Source organism: Nonlabens sp. (assembly GCF_018401815.1).
Lineage (GTDB): Bacteria > Bacteroidota > Bacteroidia > Flavobacteriales > Flavobacteriaceae > Nonlabens.
In genome coordinates, this window is the sequence record NZ_JAGYKG010000001.1 from 643,074 (window position 1) to 661,387 (window position 18,314).

Genomic DNA, 18,314 nt, shown 5'->3' on the forward strand with positions numbered 1-18,314 from the left:
GGGAAATCTTAAATTGGAAATCCCGCTTTTAAAAATGTGTGTGGGACACTAATAATTTTTTTTATCATTTTCAATTTAATTAATTTCTCGATTTAATTAAAACAAAGTCTATAGTTGTCTTCTATGGATTGTATATCGTCATTTGTAAGTCCAACAAATTCTTTTTCTTTTGCTCTATTTGAAATAAGACCATTATTTTGCTCTAAAAAACGGATTAAAAGTGCGACCTTCTTATCTGGCATTTGATAATGGTCATCTAACCATGCCTTCATTTCATCATATTTTTGTAGGTAATCAACTTCATCAGGAATAATTCTATTAATAGTATCGTCAATACATTCAGACAAAAACTCTGCTTGTTTTGTAGCTTCAAAATAGCGATAAAAATCGATAGTGTCATTGCCAACTTTTACATTATTGTCCTTAGTTTTTTCCCATTCAATAAAATTAAGTAAAGGATGAGAATAATGTTCTAAAACTTTTCTGTAATCATTAATACGTTCTAAAATAGAGGCTGAAATTGGAAAAATTATACCTTGTGGTGTAAATTTCATCACGGCGAGTAAATGATGTATTAAATATCTGTGTAATCTTCCATTTCCATCTTCAAAAGGGTGAATAAATACAAAGCCAAAAGCAATACTTGTAGCGGTTAAAACAGGTGATAATTAGAGGTTATCATTTTATTAGAGGTTTTCAATAATCCCTCCATTAACTTTTCAATGTCTTTATGTTTTGCAGAAATGTGTTCAGGAATAGGTGTTCCGTTTATTCGGTCGTGTTCTCCAACAAAACCGCCTTCTAAACGATAACCCATTTTAGTGAATTTACTATTACCAATAACAATATGCTGTAATCGCTCTAATTCCTCCTTACTTAAAGTGTCTCTGCCTGCCTGTCCAATTGCCTTACCCCACCTAATAGCCCTACTTTGTGTAGGCGTCTCCCCTTCTATGTTGAAGGATGCTTTTGAGTCTTTCAATAGTAAAAACGATGATGTTCGTAATAAAATATCTTTATGAATCCCTTTTACATTTCCCTGAATAGTATCTTGTGGGTTGAGAGCAAGGTAGGTGTCTAATTTTTTTGTTCGTCTAATTAAAGGACAGAACTCTGAAGTACCCGGACAATTGTTCTTTACACGATGTCTCTTTGAGTTCTCGGATTCAGGTATTGTATATTGTAGTTTATCATCAATGAGCATGATAAAATTGCCGGTATCCAAATCAGGTATAGGTAAAGTTGTTTTCATCAACCATTCATACAAAAACCATATTCTTCTACTGTATTGGCCTTGCGGTTCTTCTTGAACTAAAGCGATAATATCTTCTTGGGGTAGTTTTTCAAATAGTTTTTTAAAAAACAATACGTGAATGCCCTCATATTTTAATGCAAATACCAATTGATGATATAATGTCTCCTTGGGTTGATAACGTGGTGTTAATACCTGAAAATCCTCCGTTTTATATTTTCTATTCTTTAAACTTATTAAAGTTAAATAATCAGGTGTAGGGACTTCCAATGAAAAATAATCGATTAAAACCGCGTAACCGACCAAGTATCCCTCTTCCGGCATTTTAATCCCGTGAAAAACACTTAATCTTTGTGAAAAACACTTATTATCCATTTGGTTTTTGTGATTTATAATTACTCAAAGATAGTGAAAAACACTTACACTTTATGAAAAACACTTTATTTAAGATGTTTTTACGAAAAACAATTATATTTTACTAGTTATAAAAAAATGAATTTTATATACATAACAGGTTGGATGTAATAAAATTTTACAATTTCCTTATCATAACTAAATGATTATAGTTGGTATTAATTTTAAGACTCACAAATCAAGCCTAAACTTCAATAAGATGGTGCAGAAGAAATTTGGAAAAGATATTGAACTTAAGTTCAGTGGAATTTCTGTTGTAAGTGGCCGACAAGTAATTTAAAATATTAGATGTTTTTATTATGATAAAGTTTACTTGTTTTCACGAGAACCAATTGACAACGATAGAATAAAAGAAATTCAATCCTTTATTTTGACAACATATAATGAAATATCTAAAAGTCTTTACTACCGGCAATACTTCCGATTAAAAAGGATTCAACTTATTATCGTTGTCAAGAAATAACCTCATTACATTCTAACGAAGTCCCCCTCCTTGAGTCTATCCCCTCCCCTCCGTCCGTATCCCTCGTCATTTTACCCTCAAATAGGTCGTTCATTGGGGATAATCCTTTTGCAAAACCTCTTGAAAATTTTTCTGAAAAATTTTAGAATACGATAATGGTTTAACCCCTAATAAGTTAGGAGTGATATTATTTTGAAATTAATATTTTGAAAATATGGTTTTACTTTTTAATAAATGTTAAAATCAAAAAAAATGTAAATTATCACAATCAATTTAAACATTTTAAACAATGATAATTTATTTCTCAATAGGTCTGATTTACTTATTTCTTCACTTTATTTTTACAGGTTTCAAACATTCTTTAAAAAGATATGTTATTTTTGTCTTTTGGTTTTGTTCTTCTCTGGCCAATATTTCTTTTTAATTCAATTGGGCTTTGTTTTAAAATTGGAAAACATCTAACAATTAAAGGAAGGTGGAACTTATTTTCCTACTAGAAAAACTAGCAAAAACGGATCCGTAAATAATTTCGATAGTTCAGACGTGAGTGGTTTTTGATGAAACTGATAATGATACATCTGTCCCCCTTTTAACTAATAATGTAAAGTATAGATGTTTAAAGGGCCCGTTTCGTTAGCCTTATCCAGAAAAAAGTCTAGGCTTTCATTTTTAAATGCCTTGTTGTTTATAAGGTACCATTGAATATAACGCCTTTACCTCCTTAGATAAAATGACAGCTCTCTGTTTTTACAATGATTGTACTACCAATAAATTAGAAAAATAATTTACATCTATCTTCCCCATCATTATACAATGGGAACTCTTCATCAAATTCACGTCCGTCCTCACTATATTACGCCTTCTCATTTTTAATCTCAATAATAAATACCCCAGCTGGCGCGAGCCTCCCGCTCGTGATTTACACAACAAGAGTTAAGAAAAAAGGAACGTTAGAAATAGCTTTCCTTTTTTATGCTCTAGAATTAAAGAAACGAGACATTTTTTACCTAGCTGGGGAAACAATCAATAGTTGTAAGGGTATTGATTAATTCAATAGTTGATTAGTATTGATTAAATACTCTGGTAAGATCTAATAGTTAGATTATATTGATTAATTAAAGTTACCGTACAATAATCGTACAATTTAAAGCATAAAAAAACCTCAATCTATTTATTATCAAATAGTTAAGGTTTAATTTTGTTGTCCCACTAGGACTCGAACCTAGAATGACGATACCAAAAACCGGAGTGTTACCATTACACCATGGGACAAAATCGGTTGCAAATTTATAACAATTCTCAATTTCAACAAATAAAAATCGTATAAATTTAAATGGAGCCTTATTTAATCCAAAAATCTAGCGATCATCAGCCTTAAAACCAGAGGGAAGCCTTGGCTTTTATGAAATCAAAGCTGCTTGACATACGCTAATTTCCTATTTGACGTTTAGAAAAGTTAGGTTCAATGGCTGTCCTAAAAGAAAAACACTTGCCACAACCTATTCTTTAAACAACGCAGAATGAAAAAAAAGCCATGTTTTGTAGTAATAAATTCAGATCATACATCATATTTTATGGGTAGTAAGGTCATAAAATCTTATTTTCGCTTCAGTAAATCACAACTATGACATTCAACTACGCACAATTAAATAAAATCATAGGCTGGGCTGTATTTGCCATAGCATTATTCGTTTTTTGGAGTACGGTAGAGCCTACCGTGAGTTACTGGGATGCCGGTGAATATATCGCCACCTCTTCTAAACTGGAAGTAGGACACCCACCAGGAGCCCCTCTTTACCAGATGATGGGTGCTGTTTTTTCCATATTCGCCCTAGAAGCAACAGCTATTGCTTATACCGTTAACCTTTTGGCCGTATTCTCTAGTGCGTTTACCATATTATTCATGTTTTGGTCGCTCACCCTTTTATTAAAAAGACATGTCTTAAAGGAAAAAGCAAATGAGGTTATGGTTTTAGGAGCTGCAGCAGTAGGTTCTCTTGCCTTTGCAGTCACCGACAGCTTTTGGTACAACGCCGTTGAGGCTGAAGTCTATGCCCCAGCTGCATTGCTTATGAGTGTCTTGTTTTATATAGGATTATTATGGGAGCGCGACATGTTATTACCACGTGGCGACCGCTGGCTTATTCTTATTTCTTTTGTCGTAGGTCTTTCTTTCGGAATTCACTTTATGGGAATTCTTACCATTCCTGCCATAGGATTGCTTTGGTACTTTAAACATTATAAAAAAATCACCTTATTCAACTTTATTGTGGCCAATGTTGCAGTTATTGCAGTATTGCTTTTTGTGTTTAAATTATTGCTCCCCTACACCCTTAGTATTTTCGGTTACTTAGAAGTATTTTTTGTCAATGATATCGGCCTTCCTTTTAACTCAGGTACCATTATCGCCTTTTTACTAATTGTCGGCTTATTTATTTTTTTAATCTCGCTTTCGCGAAAGCGCAACCAACCGCTCCTCAACACCATCACGCTCTGCATCATGTTTGTTTTAATAGGATTTTCTTCCTGGACCATGTTGCCTATAAGAGCAAATGCAGGAACACCTATCAATGAGAATGCCCCTGATGATGCGCGTGCCTTACTGGCTTATTACAATCGAGAGCAGTACCCATCACCTGGATTATTTTATGGTGAATCCTTTACCGATAGGTATGCGGGATACAATCCGGATGATCCCACCACAGAAGATAACGAGGCTTTTAAAGACGAAAAGCCGAAGTATGAAAAAGATGAAAACTTAGGGAAATATGTCATCGTTAATAATTATAAAGATGCTATTCCTAACACCAACGACCGACATAAAGGATTTTTTCCTCGCATGACTGATCCTTCCCGAGCTAACAATTATATAGAGTTTATGGGCGGGCTCGATTATACGGTCAAAAAAGAGTATAAGAACAACCAAGAACTCCTGTCGGTACTCGATGATTACGAGCGCAGGCTGCAACGAGGCACCATTGATATAGATGAATATATAGAAGTGCTGGTCTCTCTTCGTGAGGCCGTAGCTATAGACAAACCTAGTTTTGTGAATAACATGAAGTATATGGCAAACTACCAGATCAGTTATATGTACATGCGTTACTTTATGTGGAATTTCACTGGTAGACAAAACGATGTGCAAGGAGAATGGGATTCCTATGACGGTAACTGGCTGAGCGGTATCCGATTTATTGATGAATGGAGACTAGGTACTCAAGATGAATTAAGTGATGACATGCTGAATAATAAAAGCCGCAACACATACTTTTTCTTGCCACTCCTTTTAGGAATCTTAGGTGCTGTTTTTCATGCGCGTAAAGATTTAAAATCTTTTTATGTGACTTTAGCTTTATTTCTTTTTACCGGGCTGGCCATTATCGTTTACCTGAACCAAGCGATGTTTCAAGTAAGAGAACGAGATTATGCTTATGTTGGATCCTTTCTGGTATTTAGTATGTGGATAGGTATGGGCTGTTATGCCGTTTATGAACTGCTCTGCGACCTTATGAAATCTAAACTAGCACAGGTACTTTCCTTGACCGCTTGTTTTGCCGCAGCACCACTTCTAATGGGATATCAAAACTGGGACGATCACGACAGATCTGAAAAATACACCGCTCTTGCTAGTGCCAAAAAATACTTGGACAGCTGCTTGCCCAATGCCTTGATCTTTACTATAGGAGATAATGATACCTTCCCATTATGGTATGCACAAGAGGTAGAAGGTTACCGTACGGACGTGCGTGTGGTTTGCACATCGCTGTTAAGTACGGACTGGTATATGGACGATATGAAAAAGAAAGCTTGGGATAGTGAACCTGTTCCATCTACGCTTACGCACAGCAAATACAGATTTGGAACACGAGATGCTCTATATTATACGGATAAAGAACGCATACAACAACGCATGCGAGACTTAAATCAAGATGACACCTACAGGTTTCCTGACACCATGAAATTGGATCAATGGATGGAGTGGGTCGCTAGTGATAATAAGGTTACCCAAGAGGAAATGAGAAATGATCACTTCGAGCATACCTTTCCTACAAAATATATTTCTATACCGGTAAATAAAGAAGCGGTCCTCAAAAATGGTGTGGTGTCACAAAAAGATGCAGATCAAATTGTAGATGAAATTGTCATTCATATAAAAGACGATGTGATCTATAAAAACAGAATGCTCATGCTGGACATTATCAATGCCAATAACTGGGAACGCCCTATCTATTTTTCTGGTGGTGCCTTTGGTGATGAGGATTATATATGGATGAAAGAGTATTTACAACTCGATGGTTGTGCGTACCGATTGATCCCTATCAAGTACACTCCAGAAGATGCGCGTGATCCATTTGATATGGGAAGAGTAGATCCTGATTATGCCTATCAAGTGATTAAAAACTGGGAGTGGGGCAATAGTGGTTCACCAACTATTTATCACGATGTAGAAACCAGACGCAACAGTGTGGGTTATAGAAGTAATATTGCTCGTGCCTCTGAGGCTTTGGCTAAAGACGGTCAATTTGATAAGGCAGAAGAGCTTTTAGATCTGGGAATGGAACACATGCCTTTAGAATACTATGGCAACTACTCCATGCTGGAACCTTTTGTTTCTGGCTATTACGAACTGGATAAAAAGGAAAAAGCAAGAGACTTAATGAACCAGATTATTTTAAAATATCAAGATGAATTGGATCATTACAACGCGCTGACACTCGCTGAGCAAGAAGTGAACTACTCGCGCATACAACAAGCAGTGGTTAGATACAACTCGATCACTGAAGTTGCTGTTTTTTACGAGGATCAAGAAATGATCGATAAGCATGTCGACACCTATAACGACTACTTTGAACCTTTTGTTAGGTATTTAAATGAAGCCTATTACATCCGTAAAGATGGTGCAGACACAGAGGAAGTCTTTCCAGATCCTGAAGCAGCAACAGAGCTGAGAGATCTTCTTGATAATTCGGTTGAACAGGTTACCACCGCAAGAGAAGAATTACCTATAGATACGCTGGAATAAATATGGGGTTATATCCAGATCGCATTCCCTATTGGTTTTCTAAGCTTTTTTCAAGTTACTTTTGGCATGGCGATCGCCAAAATAAAAGAGTCTATCTTACTTTTGATGATGGCCCTACCCCAGAGGCAACTGATTTTGTATTGCGCGAACTTGCCAAACAGCAGTTTCAGGCGACTTTTTTCTGTATAGGGGATCAAGTAGCTAAAAACCCTGAAATCTATGACCTTATACAAGAAAAAGGTCATCGTGTGGGAAATCATACTTTCCATCATTTAAACGCTTGGACAGCTAGTACAGATGAATACCTCAACAATGTTGATCAATGCGCAGAACTGGTTAGCTCCAACCTATTTAGACCACCTTATGGCCGCATAACTGGTAAACTAACTAAAGGCTTAAAAGAAAAAGGCTATAAGATCATTCTTTGGGATGTTCTTTCAGGGGATTTTGATCCTAATAGAACTTCAGGTTCTTGTTTAACAGCTCTTAAAAAGAATACTCGTAACGGTAGTGTTATTGTCTTTCACGATAGTGAAAAGTCCTTTCAACAACTACAAAAGATCTTACCTCCGTACTTGGAATTCCTTAGAGAAAATGGATGGGCCAGTAAGGCAATCTCTGTATCCTAACATCAGGTCAAATGTATAGGGTTTGGTAACCTAACCTTTTATATAATTGGAGTTGTAGTCGTGGTTACCAAACCTTGCAGCAGAGCGGTTTTATGGATCTCGATCCACAACAGGCTAATGAAATTTTTGTAATTGGTGGATCAATGTGTTATCATCTTGTGCGCCACTTTGTCGCCATTTCATCTCTCCGTTTTTATAAATAATGAATGTAGGAACCCCTTTGATTCTAAGCGCCTCGGAAAGCTCTTGATTTTTATCAATATCAATTTTAATGACCTTGGCCTTATCCCCTAGAGCAGCGGCAACATTTCGAAGCACTTCATTCATTGCAACCGTATCTTCGTTCCAGTTCGTAAAAAAGTTGAACAACACTGGAACATTTGCACTAATCAGCTCACCGAACTTTGACATAATCACCAATTAAATATTTTCAAATGTACATAAAAACGACAATAGAAACACCAATCAATTTCTAACAAGCCTTTTAAACCTTAATTTTTGTACTATTTAGCTCTTTTCTTTAAGGTAATCACGGTAATTTCTGGCCATATTCCTGCGCGACCCGAATATCCTAAAAAGCCAAAACCTCTATTCACATTTAAAAACTGACCCGCTTCTTTATAGATTCCAGCCCATTTTTTATAAACAAACCAAGCCGGACTCAATTTGATAACCCCAGGAATTTCTATACCAAATTGCATTCCGTGTGTGTGACCGCTTAAGGTAAGCTGGTACTTTTTCGCATCTCCTTTGACCTGTAAATCCCAGTGCGTAGGATCGTGACTCAATAGGATTTTAAACTCTTCATTAGTCAACCCAGTAGCCGCTTTTTGAAGATCTCCATATTTAGGAAAACGACCTCCTCCCCAGTTTTGAACTCCTACTATTTGAATGGAATCGGAACCACGTGTTATCTTTTCATTCTCATCGAGCAACAGTCTCCAGCCCATATCTTTCTGAACTCGGTACAATTGCTGCATGTTTTCTTCTTTGGCTTCCTCAGACTCCCACTGCACATAATCTCCATAATCGTGATTCCCTAATATGGAATACACTCCATCTTTTGCAGTTAGTGAACCAAAAAGATCTTCCCAACCTTCCATTTCTCTCGCTTCATTATTTACTAGGTCTCCAGTAAACAAGATGACATCGCCTTGTTGTTGATTAGCAAGATCTACTGCGTACTCCACTTCTTCCCTATCGTCAAAACTCCCAACGTGGATATCGCTCAACTGCGTAATTTTATACCCGTCAAAAGCCTCTGGAAGATCATCAAAAGACAGTTCGTATTCTCTAACTTGGTAGTCGTATTTACCTCGCCAAGCACCGTATAAAATAGCACCAAAGGGAAGTGCAGCCACCGCTAAACCTACTTTTGCTATAAAGGCTCTTCGACTAGGTAAAAATGATGCCTCCTGGTCTTTTTTTTCTCTAAAGCTACTGATCAACCCTTCTATACTTCTGTAAATATCCTCACTACACATGAACATAAAAAACACCAGCTTCAACACAAAGAAGGCCAGCGCTAGCGTAATAGCAATATCTCTGGAATCTGACACTTGAGCTCGATCTGGATGCCATAAAAACTGTAAAATCACATTTAGAATCACCCCTATAGAAACAGTTAAATAAATCCATTTCCACCAATGCCCTACTGACAAGGTACGTATTAACTGAAAAGCATAAATTTCTAGTGCGATAAAAATCGCTAGGACAATTAGGAGTCTAGTCATACCGCAAAATTAATGCGATTTTATTTTTAAAATGTTGGTATAGCGTTAAAGCCTTTAAAAGAAATAGGTGCTTGATCATCAAAATTTTATTACTCCTTTTCACCCTTTAAAAAACATGATGTGAATTTTTTATTTACCCTAGTTACTAATAATTATGGATAACCCTAGTCAGCCCTTGTCATTTTATAAACGCCACCCTAAACATAATACTGAATACCTCCAATACTTGAATGAATTTAAATTTGAGAATTGGCAGGCTTCGCAATTCTTTACCCTAATTAAATGCATTTAAAAACGCAACTTGTTTTAGTTTTGCGACTTCATTCAACCCGCTCAACACTTGATAGATTTTGACAAAAAACGATCCCTACGCAGCATTACGTTTTAGAGAATTTAATATTTTCTTACTCATGCGATTTTTACTGGTGTTTGGTTGGTCCATGCAGTTCATTGTGATTGAATGGCAAGTCTATTCCCTTACCAAAGACCCTTGGTCTCTAGCTGTCATAGGTCTTATGGAGTTTGCACCTGCTTTTTCCATGGCCTTGTTTGCAGGTCATATTGTAGATCAAAGAGAAAAGCGCAACCTTCTAGCGCTTTGCATTGGTGCTTTTTCATTAATTAGTTTGGGATTGTTTTTATTGACTTGGCCAGAAGTCGTTAGCGATTGGCCTACGGATACTGTTTTGTATTCCATCTATGCTTTGGTCTTCTTCGGCGGATTTTTAAGATCCTTTTTCGGGCCTATATTATTTTCACTGATCGCACTTATTGTCCCTAAGAAAGTATATCCCAATGCGGCAACTTGGAGCAGTTCGGCCTGGCAAATTGCCTCTGTAGTTGGCCTCGCCTTTTCTGGGTTTGCGATCAGCTGGTTTGGTGTGCATTGGTCCTTGTGTATGGTATTTAGTTTGGTCGTGCTTTCCTTTTGTAGCGTTTTTCTAATTTCTAAAAAACCCATCTTAAACACTAAAGTAAATGAGCCTATTCTACAAAGTTTAAAAGAAGGGCTGACTTTTGTTTATAACACCAAAGCCATTTTAGGAGCGCTAACTCTCGATATGGTTTCCGTGCTTTTTGGAGGTGCGGTTATTTTACTGCCCATTTTTGCTCAGGATATATTGTTTGTAGGTAGTGAAGGCTTTGGAGTACTGCGCGCCGCTCCTTCAGTAGGTGCGATACTCACCATGATTGCCACCGCTTACATTCCTATTAGCAAGAATGCCGGTATAAAACTACTCGCAGCTATTTTTGGTTTTGGTGTCTGTATTATTGTTTTTGGCTTGTCCTCTATTTTTTGGGTATCGGTAGTTGCCTTGTTTTTTAGCGGTGTTACTGATGGTGTTTCTATGGTCATACGCCAGACGATCCTTCAACTTAAAACACCAGATCACATGAGGGGCCGCGTCGCTTCTGTAAACTCCATGTTTGTAGGTTCTTCCAATGAGTTAGGAGCTTTTGAAAGTGGTGTGACTGCAAAATTAATGGGAACCGTTACCGCAGTAGTCTTCGGCGGTACCATGACTTTAATTACCGTTGTTGCCACAGCACTCGTTTCTCCTACCTTTAGAAATCTGGATTTGAGAAAGGATTTTGAGGATAATGATGCGGTCTAAGTTTCCTCCTTTTGGGCAGGTTTTTATGACTATTCCGCTTTCGCGAAAGCGAAACACCTACCCACCTATTTGCCCTAATTAAAACACCTAAAGATTCCGTCCTCGTCATTTTTATGTGTATAAAAAATGAGTTTTATATAAAAGGAACTGCATTTAAGTCTGCTGAGAATTTTATCTTTAACCTCTACAATATTTTACCATGACAAATAACGGTACAGACGATAAACGATTATTCCTCCTAGATGCTTATGCCTTGATTTTTAGAGGTTATTACGCACTAATTAAAAACCCACGAATCAATAGTGCAGGTATGGATACCAGTGCGATTATGGGTTTTACCAACTCGTTATTTGACGTAATAAGGAGAGAACAACCAGAATATCTAGCCGTTGCTTTTGACAAAGGAGGCAGTCAAGAACGTGTAGAACTTTATGGAGACTATAAAGCAAATCGCGACGAGACACCAGAGGCTATAAAAATAGCCGTTCCTTATATTCAGCGTATTTTAAAAGCCATGCATATTCCTATTGTGGTAGAAGAAGGAATTGAGGCCGATGACTTGATAGGAACCCTTGCAAAACAAGCCGAAAAAGAAGGTTTCACCACTTATATGGTGACCCCAGATAAGGATTATGCACAGCTGGTGTCTGAAAATATTTTTATGTACAAACCCGCCCGAATGGGTAATGGTATCGAAATATGGGGGATTCCTGAGGTGCAAAAGAAGTTTGAAGTGGAACGTCCAGAGCAAGTGATCGATTACCTCGGTATGATGGGCGATGCCAGTGATAATATTCCTGGTTTACCTGGCGTAGGAGATAAAACAGCTAAGAAATTTATAGCCGCTTATGGTTCTATGGAAGGTCTTCTTGCAAACGTTGAAGATCTTAAAGGAAAAATGAAAGAGAAGGTGCGCGATAATGCAGCCTTAGGACTTCTTTCTAAAAAATTAGCTACCATACGACTGGATTGTCCAGTAACCTTTAATGCCAAGAACTACGAGCTAGACGATCCCAACGTAGAGGCAGTTCATGAGATTTTTGACGAATTGGAATTTCGTCGTGCGAAGGAAACCATGGCGAAGATTTTTTCTAAAGAAATCGCGTCAGAGAGTTCTTCAAATTCGAGTACGAGTACAGGTTCCAGTGCTTCTGCAGGAGCAGGACAATTTTCTCTTTTTGATGCTCCAGGTTCAGGAACAGCGGCAGAAGCTGAAACAACTGGTCGCAAAACACTTGCTACAAGCGATCATTTCTACCAGCTGGTAGAAGAAGGTATGGGAACCAAGTTGTTCTTACAATCCTTAATGCAACAATCCAGTGTTTGTTTTGATACCGAAACTACAGGCTTGGATCCGCTAGCAGCAGAGCTGGTAGGGATTGCCTTTTCATGGGAAAAAGGAAAAGGGTTTTACCTTCCTATTCCCAAAGATCAAGAGGCTGCACAAAACATAGTAGACCAGTTAAAACCATTTTTTGAAAGTGAGCAGATTGAAAAAATTGGTCAGAATTTAAAATATGATATTAAAGTATTGCACAAATACGGCGTTCGTGTTAAAGCCCCCATGTTTGACACCATGCTGGCTCATTACCTGATCAATCCAGACATGCGCCACAATATGGACGTGCTCGCAGAAACCTACCTCAATTATACCCCACAATCTATTGTAGAGTTGATAGGGAAAAAAGGCAAAAACCAACGTTCCATGCGCGATGTGGAACTGGAAAAACAAAAAGAATACGCCGTTGAAGATGCTGATATCACCTTTCAATTAAAAGAAGACTTCACACCCGAACTTGCTAGTGCTGGAACGGACCGCCTTTTTAAAGATATAGAAATGCCTTTACTCCAGGTACTGGCTGCCATGGAAATAGAAGGAATCAATCTGGACGAAAGCTTTTTAAGTTCGCTTTCTGGAGCATTGGAAACAGATATTGCCCAACTGGAGGCAGCTATTTATGAAGCAGCTGGAGAAGAGTTCAACATAGGTTCCCCTAAGCAATTAGGAATTATTCTTTTTGAAAAACTTCAACTGGTAGACAAACCTAAAAAGACCAAAACCGGTCAGTATTCCACTGCCGAAGATGTGTTGAGTTATCTGTCTAAAGATCATGCGATCATTCAAAATGTATTGGATTACAGAGGCCTGGCAAAATTAAAATCAACTTATGTGGATGCACTCCCAAGTCAGGTAAATCCTAAAACAAAGCGCATTCACACCAATTATATGCAAACCGTGGCTGCCACTGGACGTTTGAGTTCCACAGACCCTAACTTACAGAACATTCCTATCAGAACAGAGCGCGGGAGACAAGTACGTAAAGCATTTGTTCCTAGAGATGACAACTACACACTACTGGCAGCAGATTATTCTCAGATAGAATTGAGAATCATTGCTGCATTGAGCGAAGAAGAAACTATGATGGCCGCTTTTCAAAACGGGGAAGATATTCACGCTTCTACCGCGGCAAAAGTTTTTAATGTAGCCTTAGAAGATGTTACCAGAGAACAACGTAGTAATGCCAAAACAGTCAACTTCGGGATCATCTATGGAGTGAGTGCTTTTGGACTGAGCAATCAAACCGATTTATCTCGTGGTGAGGCTAAAGAACTCATCGATACTTATTATGCGACCTATCCCAAGCTACGCGCGTACATGGATGATCAAGTTAATTTTGCGCGTGAAAACGGCTACGTAGAGACCGTATTGGGAAGGCGTCGTTATTTGAAAGACATCAACAGTTCTAACGCGGTGGTGCGAGGCGCAGCCGAGCGCAATGCAGTAAATGCACCTATACAAGGAAGCGCAGCAGACATTATCAAAATTGCGATGATCAATATCTATAAAAAGTTTGAAGAGATGAATTGCAAATCAAAAATGCTATTGCAGGTGCATGATGAATTGGTTTTTGACATTCATAATGACGAGCTGGAAGACATGAAAAAACTCATCCAAGAGGAGATGCAAAACGCTTATAAATTATCGGTCCCACTAGATGTGGAAGTAGGTATAGGACAGAATTGGCTAGAAGCGCATTGATAGTAGGCAGTAGGCAGTAGGCAGTAGGCAGTAGGCAGTAGGCAGTAGGCAGTAGGCAGTAGGCAGTAGGCAGTAGGCAGTAGGCAAAAAACCTCCAAATCAATTCATTGATTTGGAGGTTTTTTAATAGGGAGATCTAGGTCTGCCTTAAAAAATATTACTGTACCACCAGCTTTTTATTGATGATGATACCATTAGAGTACACCTTAAGTATATAGATTCCCGTTTTTACAGCACTAATATCTAATGAGTTTGTTTCTTCTGTCTCTGAAAGTAGTAATTGGCCTGACAGGTCAAACACATCAACTTGATCTATGGCTTGTGAAAATTGTAAATTCACTACATTGATTGCTGGATTAGGATAAACTTTTAGATCCGATTCATTGGTGTTTTCCTCTGTGATACTCAAGGTATTTTGATATACCCGTACGTAATCAATGACCATGCTGCTTTGTGTAAAGTTAGGATCTATAGGCCCAGCTACACCTCCCATGGCTACATTTAATAATAAGTATTGATCCTCAAAAAATGGATAGGTATCCACATCTTTAATAACCGGGTTATAGGTGTAAAATGGTTGGCCATCTATTAAAAAAGTGATTTGTTGTGGCGACCAGTTCATGGAATACACATGAAAATTGTTAGCCACATCTTGTAATGTGGTCGATTGAAAATTACGGGTATTTCCAGAGCAACCAGCGCAATTGGTATGTAAAGCGGCAGACACATGATTTAAGGCCCCTAACCCGTGTTCCATAATGTCGATCTCTCCACAAAGTGGCCAGTTGGTTGTGCCATAGGTACTGTCCCAATAACCGCCATCTTCATCAATATTTTTTCCTAAGGTCCATATCGCAGGCCAGGTTCCATCACCAAAAGGCAATTTTGCTCTCACTTCTACCCTACCATAAGTAAAAGCAAACTTGGAATTCAATCGAGCCGAGGTGAATTGTTTGGTATGACCTTGATCGGTATAGACTTCCCTTTTAGCAACAATATTTAAAAACCCATTGGCTACATAAGAGTTGTCTAGCCTATCGGTATAATGTTGTTGCTCTCCATTGAACCAACTTCCCCCAGAAGGCAATTGCGTTTGATGGAACCATTTGGTCGCATCAATAGGATTATTAGTTCCAGCCGTGTTGAACTCATCTGACCAAACCAAATCTGTGTACACCACATCAATAGGGTTAGGAGGCACGGCTACCGCACCGTTGTTAATTTCGTCTATTAAATAAGTCCCCGCTGTATTTACTCCATAATCTATAAAAATGGTCACTCGGCTGTACTGTCCCATAGCAGAAACAACATTTCCAGTTCCGCTTTCGGTAGCATTAGAGAAATCAAAACTGATATCCGACCAAGTGTTGGCATTTCCTGTAGTTTGTTGTAGTACTTCTACATCGGCTTGGGAGCCGTTTTCAAATTTTAAAAGTATGTTGTGTATATTGGGATCAAAGGCATAAAACCTTAAGGTTACATTTTGGTCTGCACTCAAGTCAACCGCAGTAGATACGTCCCTAAAAAATCCTTGATTAGCCTGACTTCCATTATTAAAAAACTGCCCTACATTATTTGTGGCCTGAATAGGATCACTTCTAAAAGAAAAGGAAGAGCCAGAAAAACCTGTAAATGGGAATTGATTGTTTTCAAAATCTATGGGAAACTGCTGCGCATGAGCTACAGGTATGACACAGCAAAGCCATAAAAAAAAACGCAAGTGATACATTATAATTTTTTTGTGAAATTAAGGCACAATCAACAAAGAATAAAATAAAAGAACGCAACAAATACTATACACTAGGACAGTTGCTTTTGAATTAGTAAGAGGTATAACTAATCTAGCCCCTTTTAATCGCTGCATTTCATTGGTTATTTTCCCAAAAATACAGCCCGAAAAATATAAAACATAACATTACAGCTTGAACGCAAACAACCTATTGTGCTTTATAGATCCAAAACCTCTAACAATCGATTCAGATCTGCCTCTGTATTGAAATAAGAAAAGCTTATTCTGATACCATCACCACGCAATGAAGTAATGATGTGATGTGCTTTTAATTTCTCGTATAATTCTTGATCTCCTTTGATATTAAAAATAGAAGAATGATTTTTTCTAGAGCAAACTGCAGGAGTAAGAAGACCGCGTTTTTCAAAAGCAGCTTTAGCTTTTATTGACAACTCTTTTACTGAAGCTGACACCTTCTTCCAGCCCAATTCATGAACCTTTAAAATAGCTTGTTGCAAGGTTCCAAAAGCAATCATATCTTGATGTCCAGGTTCAAACCTACTTATAAAAGTAACATTAGAATTCATCACATTACGCGCACTTCTAAAACCGATCTCCTTAGGAAAAATATGTTTCTGCACTTCTTCTTTTACGCATATAAAACCATTCCCATCTCCGGCATGCAACCATTTATAGCAGGACGCAAGTAGGATGTCTATTCCGCTTTCGCGAAAGCGAAACTCTTCAGAACCCACATATTGAGTAGCATCTGCTATCATAATCATATTAGGAAAACGCTTCTTTAAATCGTTTAAAAAATTAAGATCCATTTGAATACCTGAAATGTATTGCACTATGGAAAAACAGAAAAAATCAGGTCGTTGTTTTTCACAAACGCTGATAATGTGCTCCTCCATTTTCTCGTCAATAGCCACATAATGCGTTTGAAAACCTCTGGTCTCTACCGGCCAGTTGACCGAAGGATAATCCTCTTTTAAGAGTAAGACCACAGCCTTAGGATCTATACCATTGATCAACGTATTGAAACCCGTGGAAAAATTGGGAATCACTGCAGTAAAATCTGGATCAGCATCCATAAAATTAGCGATACTATGACGTACCTCATCGATAAAAGCATTGCGATGATTGGTAAACATAGAAGCTTCATCGCGCATCTTCTCATTGAGCGACCTTCGGTAATCAATCAAATCCTGAGAAACTAATCCGTGATTTGCCGTATTGAGATAGGTGTATTTTTTGAGGATTGGAAATTGATCTGTCATTTTATCTTGTTGCTAAGAATGTCTATGTGAATAATACCGTAAATTTGAGTATAAAAATAACGAGAATGTTCGGTACGAAGAAAAAAGATACTCCGGGAATTGATTTGGAGCAAAAAGAAATGATTGAGAATGCGCAAAAACGCATCAAGCAAAAGCGCGGCCTTTTTAGTCATTTTGTCATCTTTCTAATAGGCTCGGTAGGCTTAATTATCATTGCCAACCGTCCTAACGTACAAGAAATCACAACCTTATTGGGCTTAGAATGGTGGATTTGGGCCATTTTTGCCTGGTTGTTGCTGCTTGCGTATCACGCCTTTAATGTTTTTATCACCGAAAGACTTCTAGGTCCAGAATGGGAAAAAAATCAGTACGACAAACTGGTTAGAAAACAAAAGGAACGCATCGCACAATTGGAAAAGAAAGTGGAAAAAGAATATGTAGCTCCCCATGCGACACTTTCTATGGATACTTCTGCATCCCATCGTAAAATAACCATGATCGCAGCGGCAGGTCAAAACAATGAGTTAGGAAAAGATGGAGACCTCGTATGGCATCTACCCGATGACTTTAAAAGATTCAAAGCTTTAACTACAGGTCATCACATCATTATGGGACGTAAAACTTTTGAAAGTTTTCCAAAACCATTACCTAATCGCACACACATCATTCTTACTAGAGATAAAAATTACAAAACTGAAGGTGGCATTGTCGTTCATGATCTAGAGACAGCGCTGGCCACAACTTCTGGTGATGAGAATCCGTTTATTATAGGTGGTGGCGAGATTTATCAACTAGGTATGAAAGTAGCTGATGAAATCGAGCTTACAAGAGTTCATGGAACATTTGATGTAGACACTTACTTCCCTGAAATAGACGAGAGCAAATGGAAAATTAAAACCTCCTTGCACCACCCAGCAGATGATCAACACAAGTATTCTTTTGATTATGAGACTTGGGTGAGGAAGTAGTTTGCAGTCGCAGTTTGCAGTCACAGTATTAGTTAGTTGTTTGAATTTAGTCGCAGTCGCAGTTTGCAGTCGCAGTTTACAGTCGCAGTTTGCAGTCGCAGTATTAGTTAGTTGTTTGAATTTAGTCGCAGTTTGCAGTTTGCAGTCGCAGTTTTTAGCTTTGC

11 protein-coding genes and 1 tRNA gene are annotated in these 18,314 nt (G+C 38.0%); 5 read left to right on the forward strand and 7 right to left on the reverse strand.

Annotated elements, in window-relative coordinates:
- Nucleotides 1-92: 92 nt before the first annotated feature.
- The 3 genes from KG732_RS13015 to KG732_RS02880 all read right to left on the reverse strand — a co-directional run bounded on the left by KG732_RS13015 (nucleotide 93) and on the right by KG732_RS02880 (nucleotide 3,401).
- Nucleotides 93-554 (reverse strand): hypothetical protein, encoded by a 462-nt coding sequence (locus tag KG732_RS13015; protein WP_300980277.1) that lies wholly within the window; start codon nucleotides 552-554, stop codon nucleotides 93-95.
- A 98-nt stretch (nucleotides 555-652) separates the two neighbouring features.
- Nucleotides 653-1,627: a hypothetical protein gene (locus tag KG732_RS13020; RefSeq protein WP_300980278.1), complete on the reverse strand. Its 975-nt coding sequence runs from the start codon at nucleotides 1,625-1,627 to the stop codon at nucleotides 653-655.
- A 1,703-nt stretch (nucleotides 1,628-3,330) separates the two neighbouring features.
- Nucleotides 3,331-3,401 (reverse strand) — tRNA-Gln (locus KG732_RS02880).
- Between the two features lie 352 nt (nucleotides 3,402-3,753).
- Here KG732_RS02880 and KG732_RS02885 point away from each other — a divergent pair.
- Nucleotides 3,754-7,152, forward strand: coding sequence for a DUF2723 domain-containing protein (locus KG732_RS02885; protein ID WP_213520874.1), 3,399 nt, complete (start codon nucleotides 3,754-3,756; stop codon nucleotides 7,150-7,152).
- Between the two features lie 2 nt (nucleotides 7,153-7,154).
- Complete coding sequence (locus KG732_RS02890; protein ID WP_300980279.1) at nucleotides 7,155-7,781, forward strand: polysaccharide deacetylase family protein; 627 nt, start codon at nucleotides 7,155-7,157, stop codon at nucleotides 7,779-7,781.
- Nucleotides 7,782-7,895: 114 nt separating this feature from the next.
- Here the strand turns inward: KG732_RS02890 and KG732_RS02895 are convergent, their stop codons facing one another.
- Both KG732_RS02895 and KG732_RS02900 read right to left on the reverse strand, forming a co-directional pair.
- Nucleotides 7,896-8,192, reverse strand: coding sequence for a co-chaperone YbbN (locus KG732_RS02895; RefSeq protein ID WP_213520875.1), 297 nt, complete (start codon nucleotides 8,190-8,192; stop codon nucleotides 7,896-7,898).
- Between the two features lie 92 nt (nucleotides 8,193-8,284).
- Nucleotides 8,285-9,514, reverse strand: coding sequence for a metallophosphoesterase (locus KG732_RS02900; protein ID WP_213520876.1), 1,230 nt, complete (start codon nucleotides 9,512-9,514; stop codon nucleotides 8,285-8,287).
- A gap of 350 nt (nucleotides 9,515-9,864) precedes the next feature.
- Between KG732_RS02900 and KG732_RS02905 the strand changes: the two genes are divergently transcribed.
- Together KG732_RS02905 and polA are read left to right on the forward strand one after the other, a co-directional pair.
- Entirely contained in the window at nucleotides 9,865-11,130 is a 1,266-nt protein-coding gene (locus tag KG732_RS02905) for an MFS transporter (RefSeq protein WP_213520877.1), read from the forward strand.
- A gap of 199 nt (nucleotides 11,131-11,329) precedes the next feature.
- Entirely contained in the window at nucleotides 11,330-14,170 is a 2,841-nt protein-coding gene (polA, locus tag KG732_RS02910; protein ID WP_213520878.1) for a DNA polymerase I, read from the forward strand.
- Nucleotides 14,171-14,327: 157 nt separating this feature from the next.
- On the opposite strand, the gene KG732_RS02915 is transcribed toward polA, so the two are convergent.
- A complete protein-coding gene (locus KG732_RS02915) occupies nucleotides 14,328-15,899 on the reverse strand; it encodes a family 16 glycosylhydrolase (protein ID WP_300980280.1) in 1,572 nt (523 codons plus the stop codon).
- A gap of 218 nt (nucleotides 15,900-16,117) precedes the next feature.
- Nucleotides 16,118-17,182: an aminotransferase class V-fold PLP-dependent enzyme gene (locus KG732_RS02920; RefSeq protein ID WP_213520879.1), complete on the reverse strand. Its 1,065-nt coding sequence runs from the start codon at nucleotides 17,180-17,182 to the stop codon at nucleotides 16,118-16,120.
- A 65-nt stretch (nucleotides 17,183-17,247) separates the two neighbouring features.
- On the opposite strand from KG732_RS02920, the gene KG732_RS02925 reads away from it, so the two are divergent.
- Nucleotides 17,248-18,150 carry a dihydrofolate reductase gene (locus tag KG732_RS02925; protein WP_213520880.1) on the forward strand — a complete coding sequence of 301 codons (903 nt, stop codon included), beginning with the start codon at nucleotides 17,248-17,250 and terminating at the stop codon, nucleotides 18,148-18,150.
- The last annotated feature ends 164 nt before the right edge of the window (nucleotides 18,151-18,314 follow it).

Coding starts and splice junctions, on each gene's coding strand:
- KG732_RS13015 (WP_300980277.1), bottom strand. CDS start 554: ATGAAATTTACACCACAAGGTATAATTTTTCCAATTTCAGCCTCTATT.
- KG732_RS13020 (WP_300980278.1), bottom strand. CDS start 1,627: ATGGATAATAAGTGTTTTTCACAAAGATTAAGTGTTTTTCACGGGATT.
- KG732_RS02885 (WP_213520874.1), top strand. CDS start 3,754: ATGACATTCAACTACGCACAATTAAATAAAATCATAGGCTGGGCTGTA.
- KG732_RS02890 (WP_300980279.1), top strand. CDS start 7,155: ATGGGGTTATATCCAGATCGCATTCCCTATTGGTTTTCTAAGCTTTTT.
- KG732_RS02895 (WP_213520875.1), bottom strand. CDS start 8,192: ATGTCAAAGTTCGGTGAGCTGATTAGTGCAAATGTTCCAGTGTTGTTC.
- KG732_RS02900 (WP_213520876.1), bottom strand. CDS start 9,514: ATGACTAGACTCCTAATTGTCCTAGCGATTTTTATCGCACTAGAAATT.
- polA (WP_213520878.1), top strand. CDS start 11,330: ATGACAAATAACGGTACAGACGATAAACGATTATTCCTCCTAGATGCT.
- KG732_RS02915 (WP_300980280.1), bottom strand. CDS start 15,899: ATGTATCACTTGCGTTTTTTTTTATGGCTTTGCTGTGTCATACCTGTA.
- KG732_RS02920 (WP_213520879.1), bottom strand. CDS start 17,182: ATGACAGATCAATTTCCAATCCTCAAAAAATACACCTATCTCAATACG.
- KG732_RS02925 (WP_213520880.1), top strand. CDS start 17,248: ATGTTCGGTACGAAGAAAAAAGATACTCCGGGAATTGATTTGGAGCAA.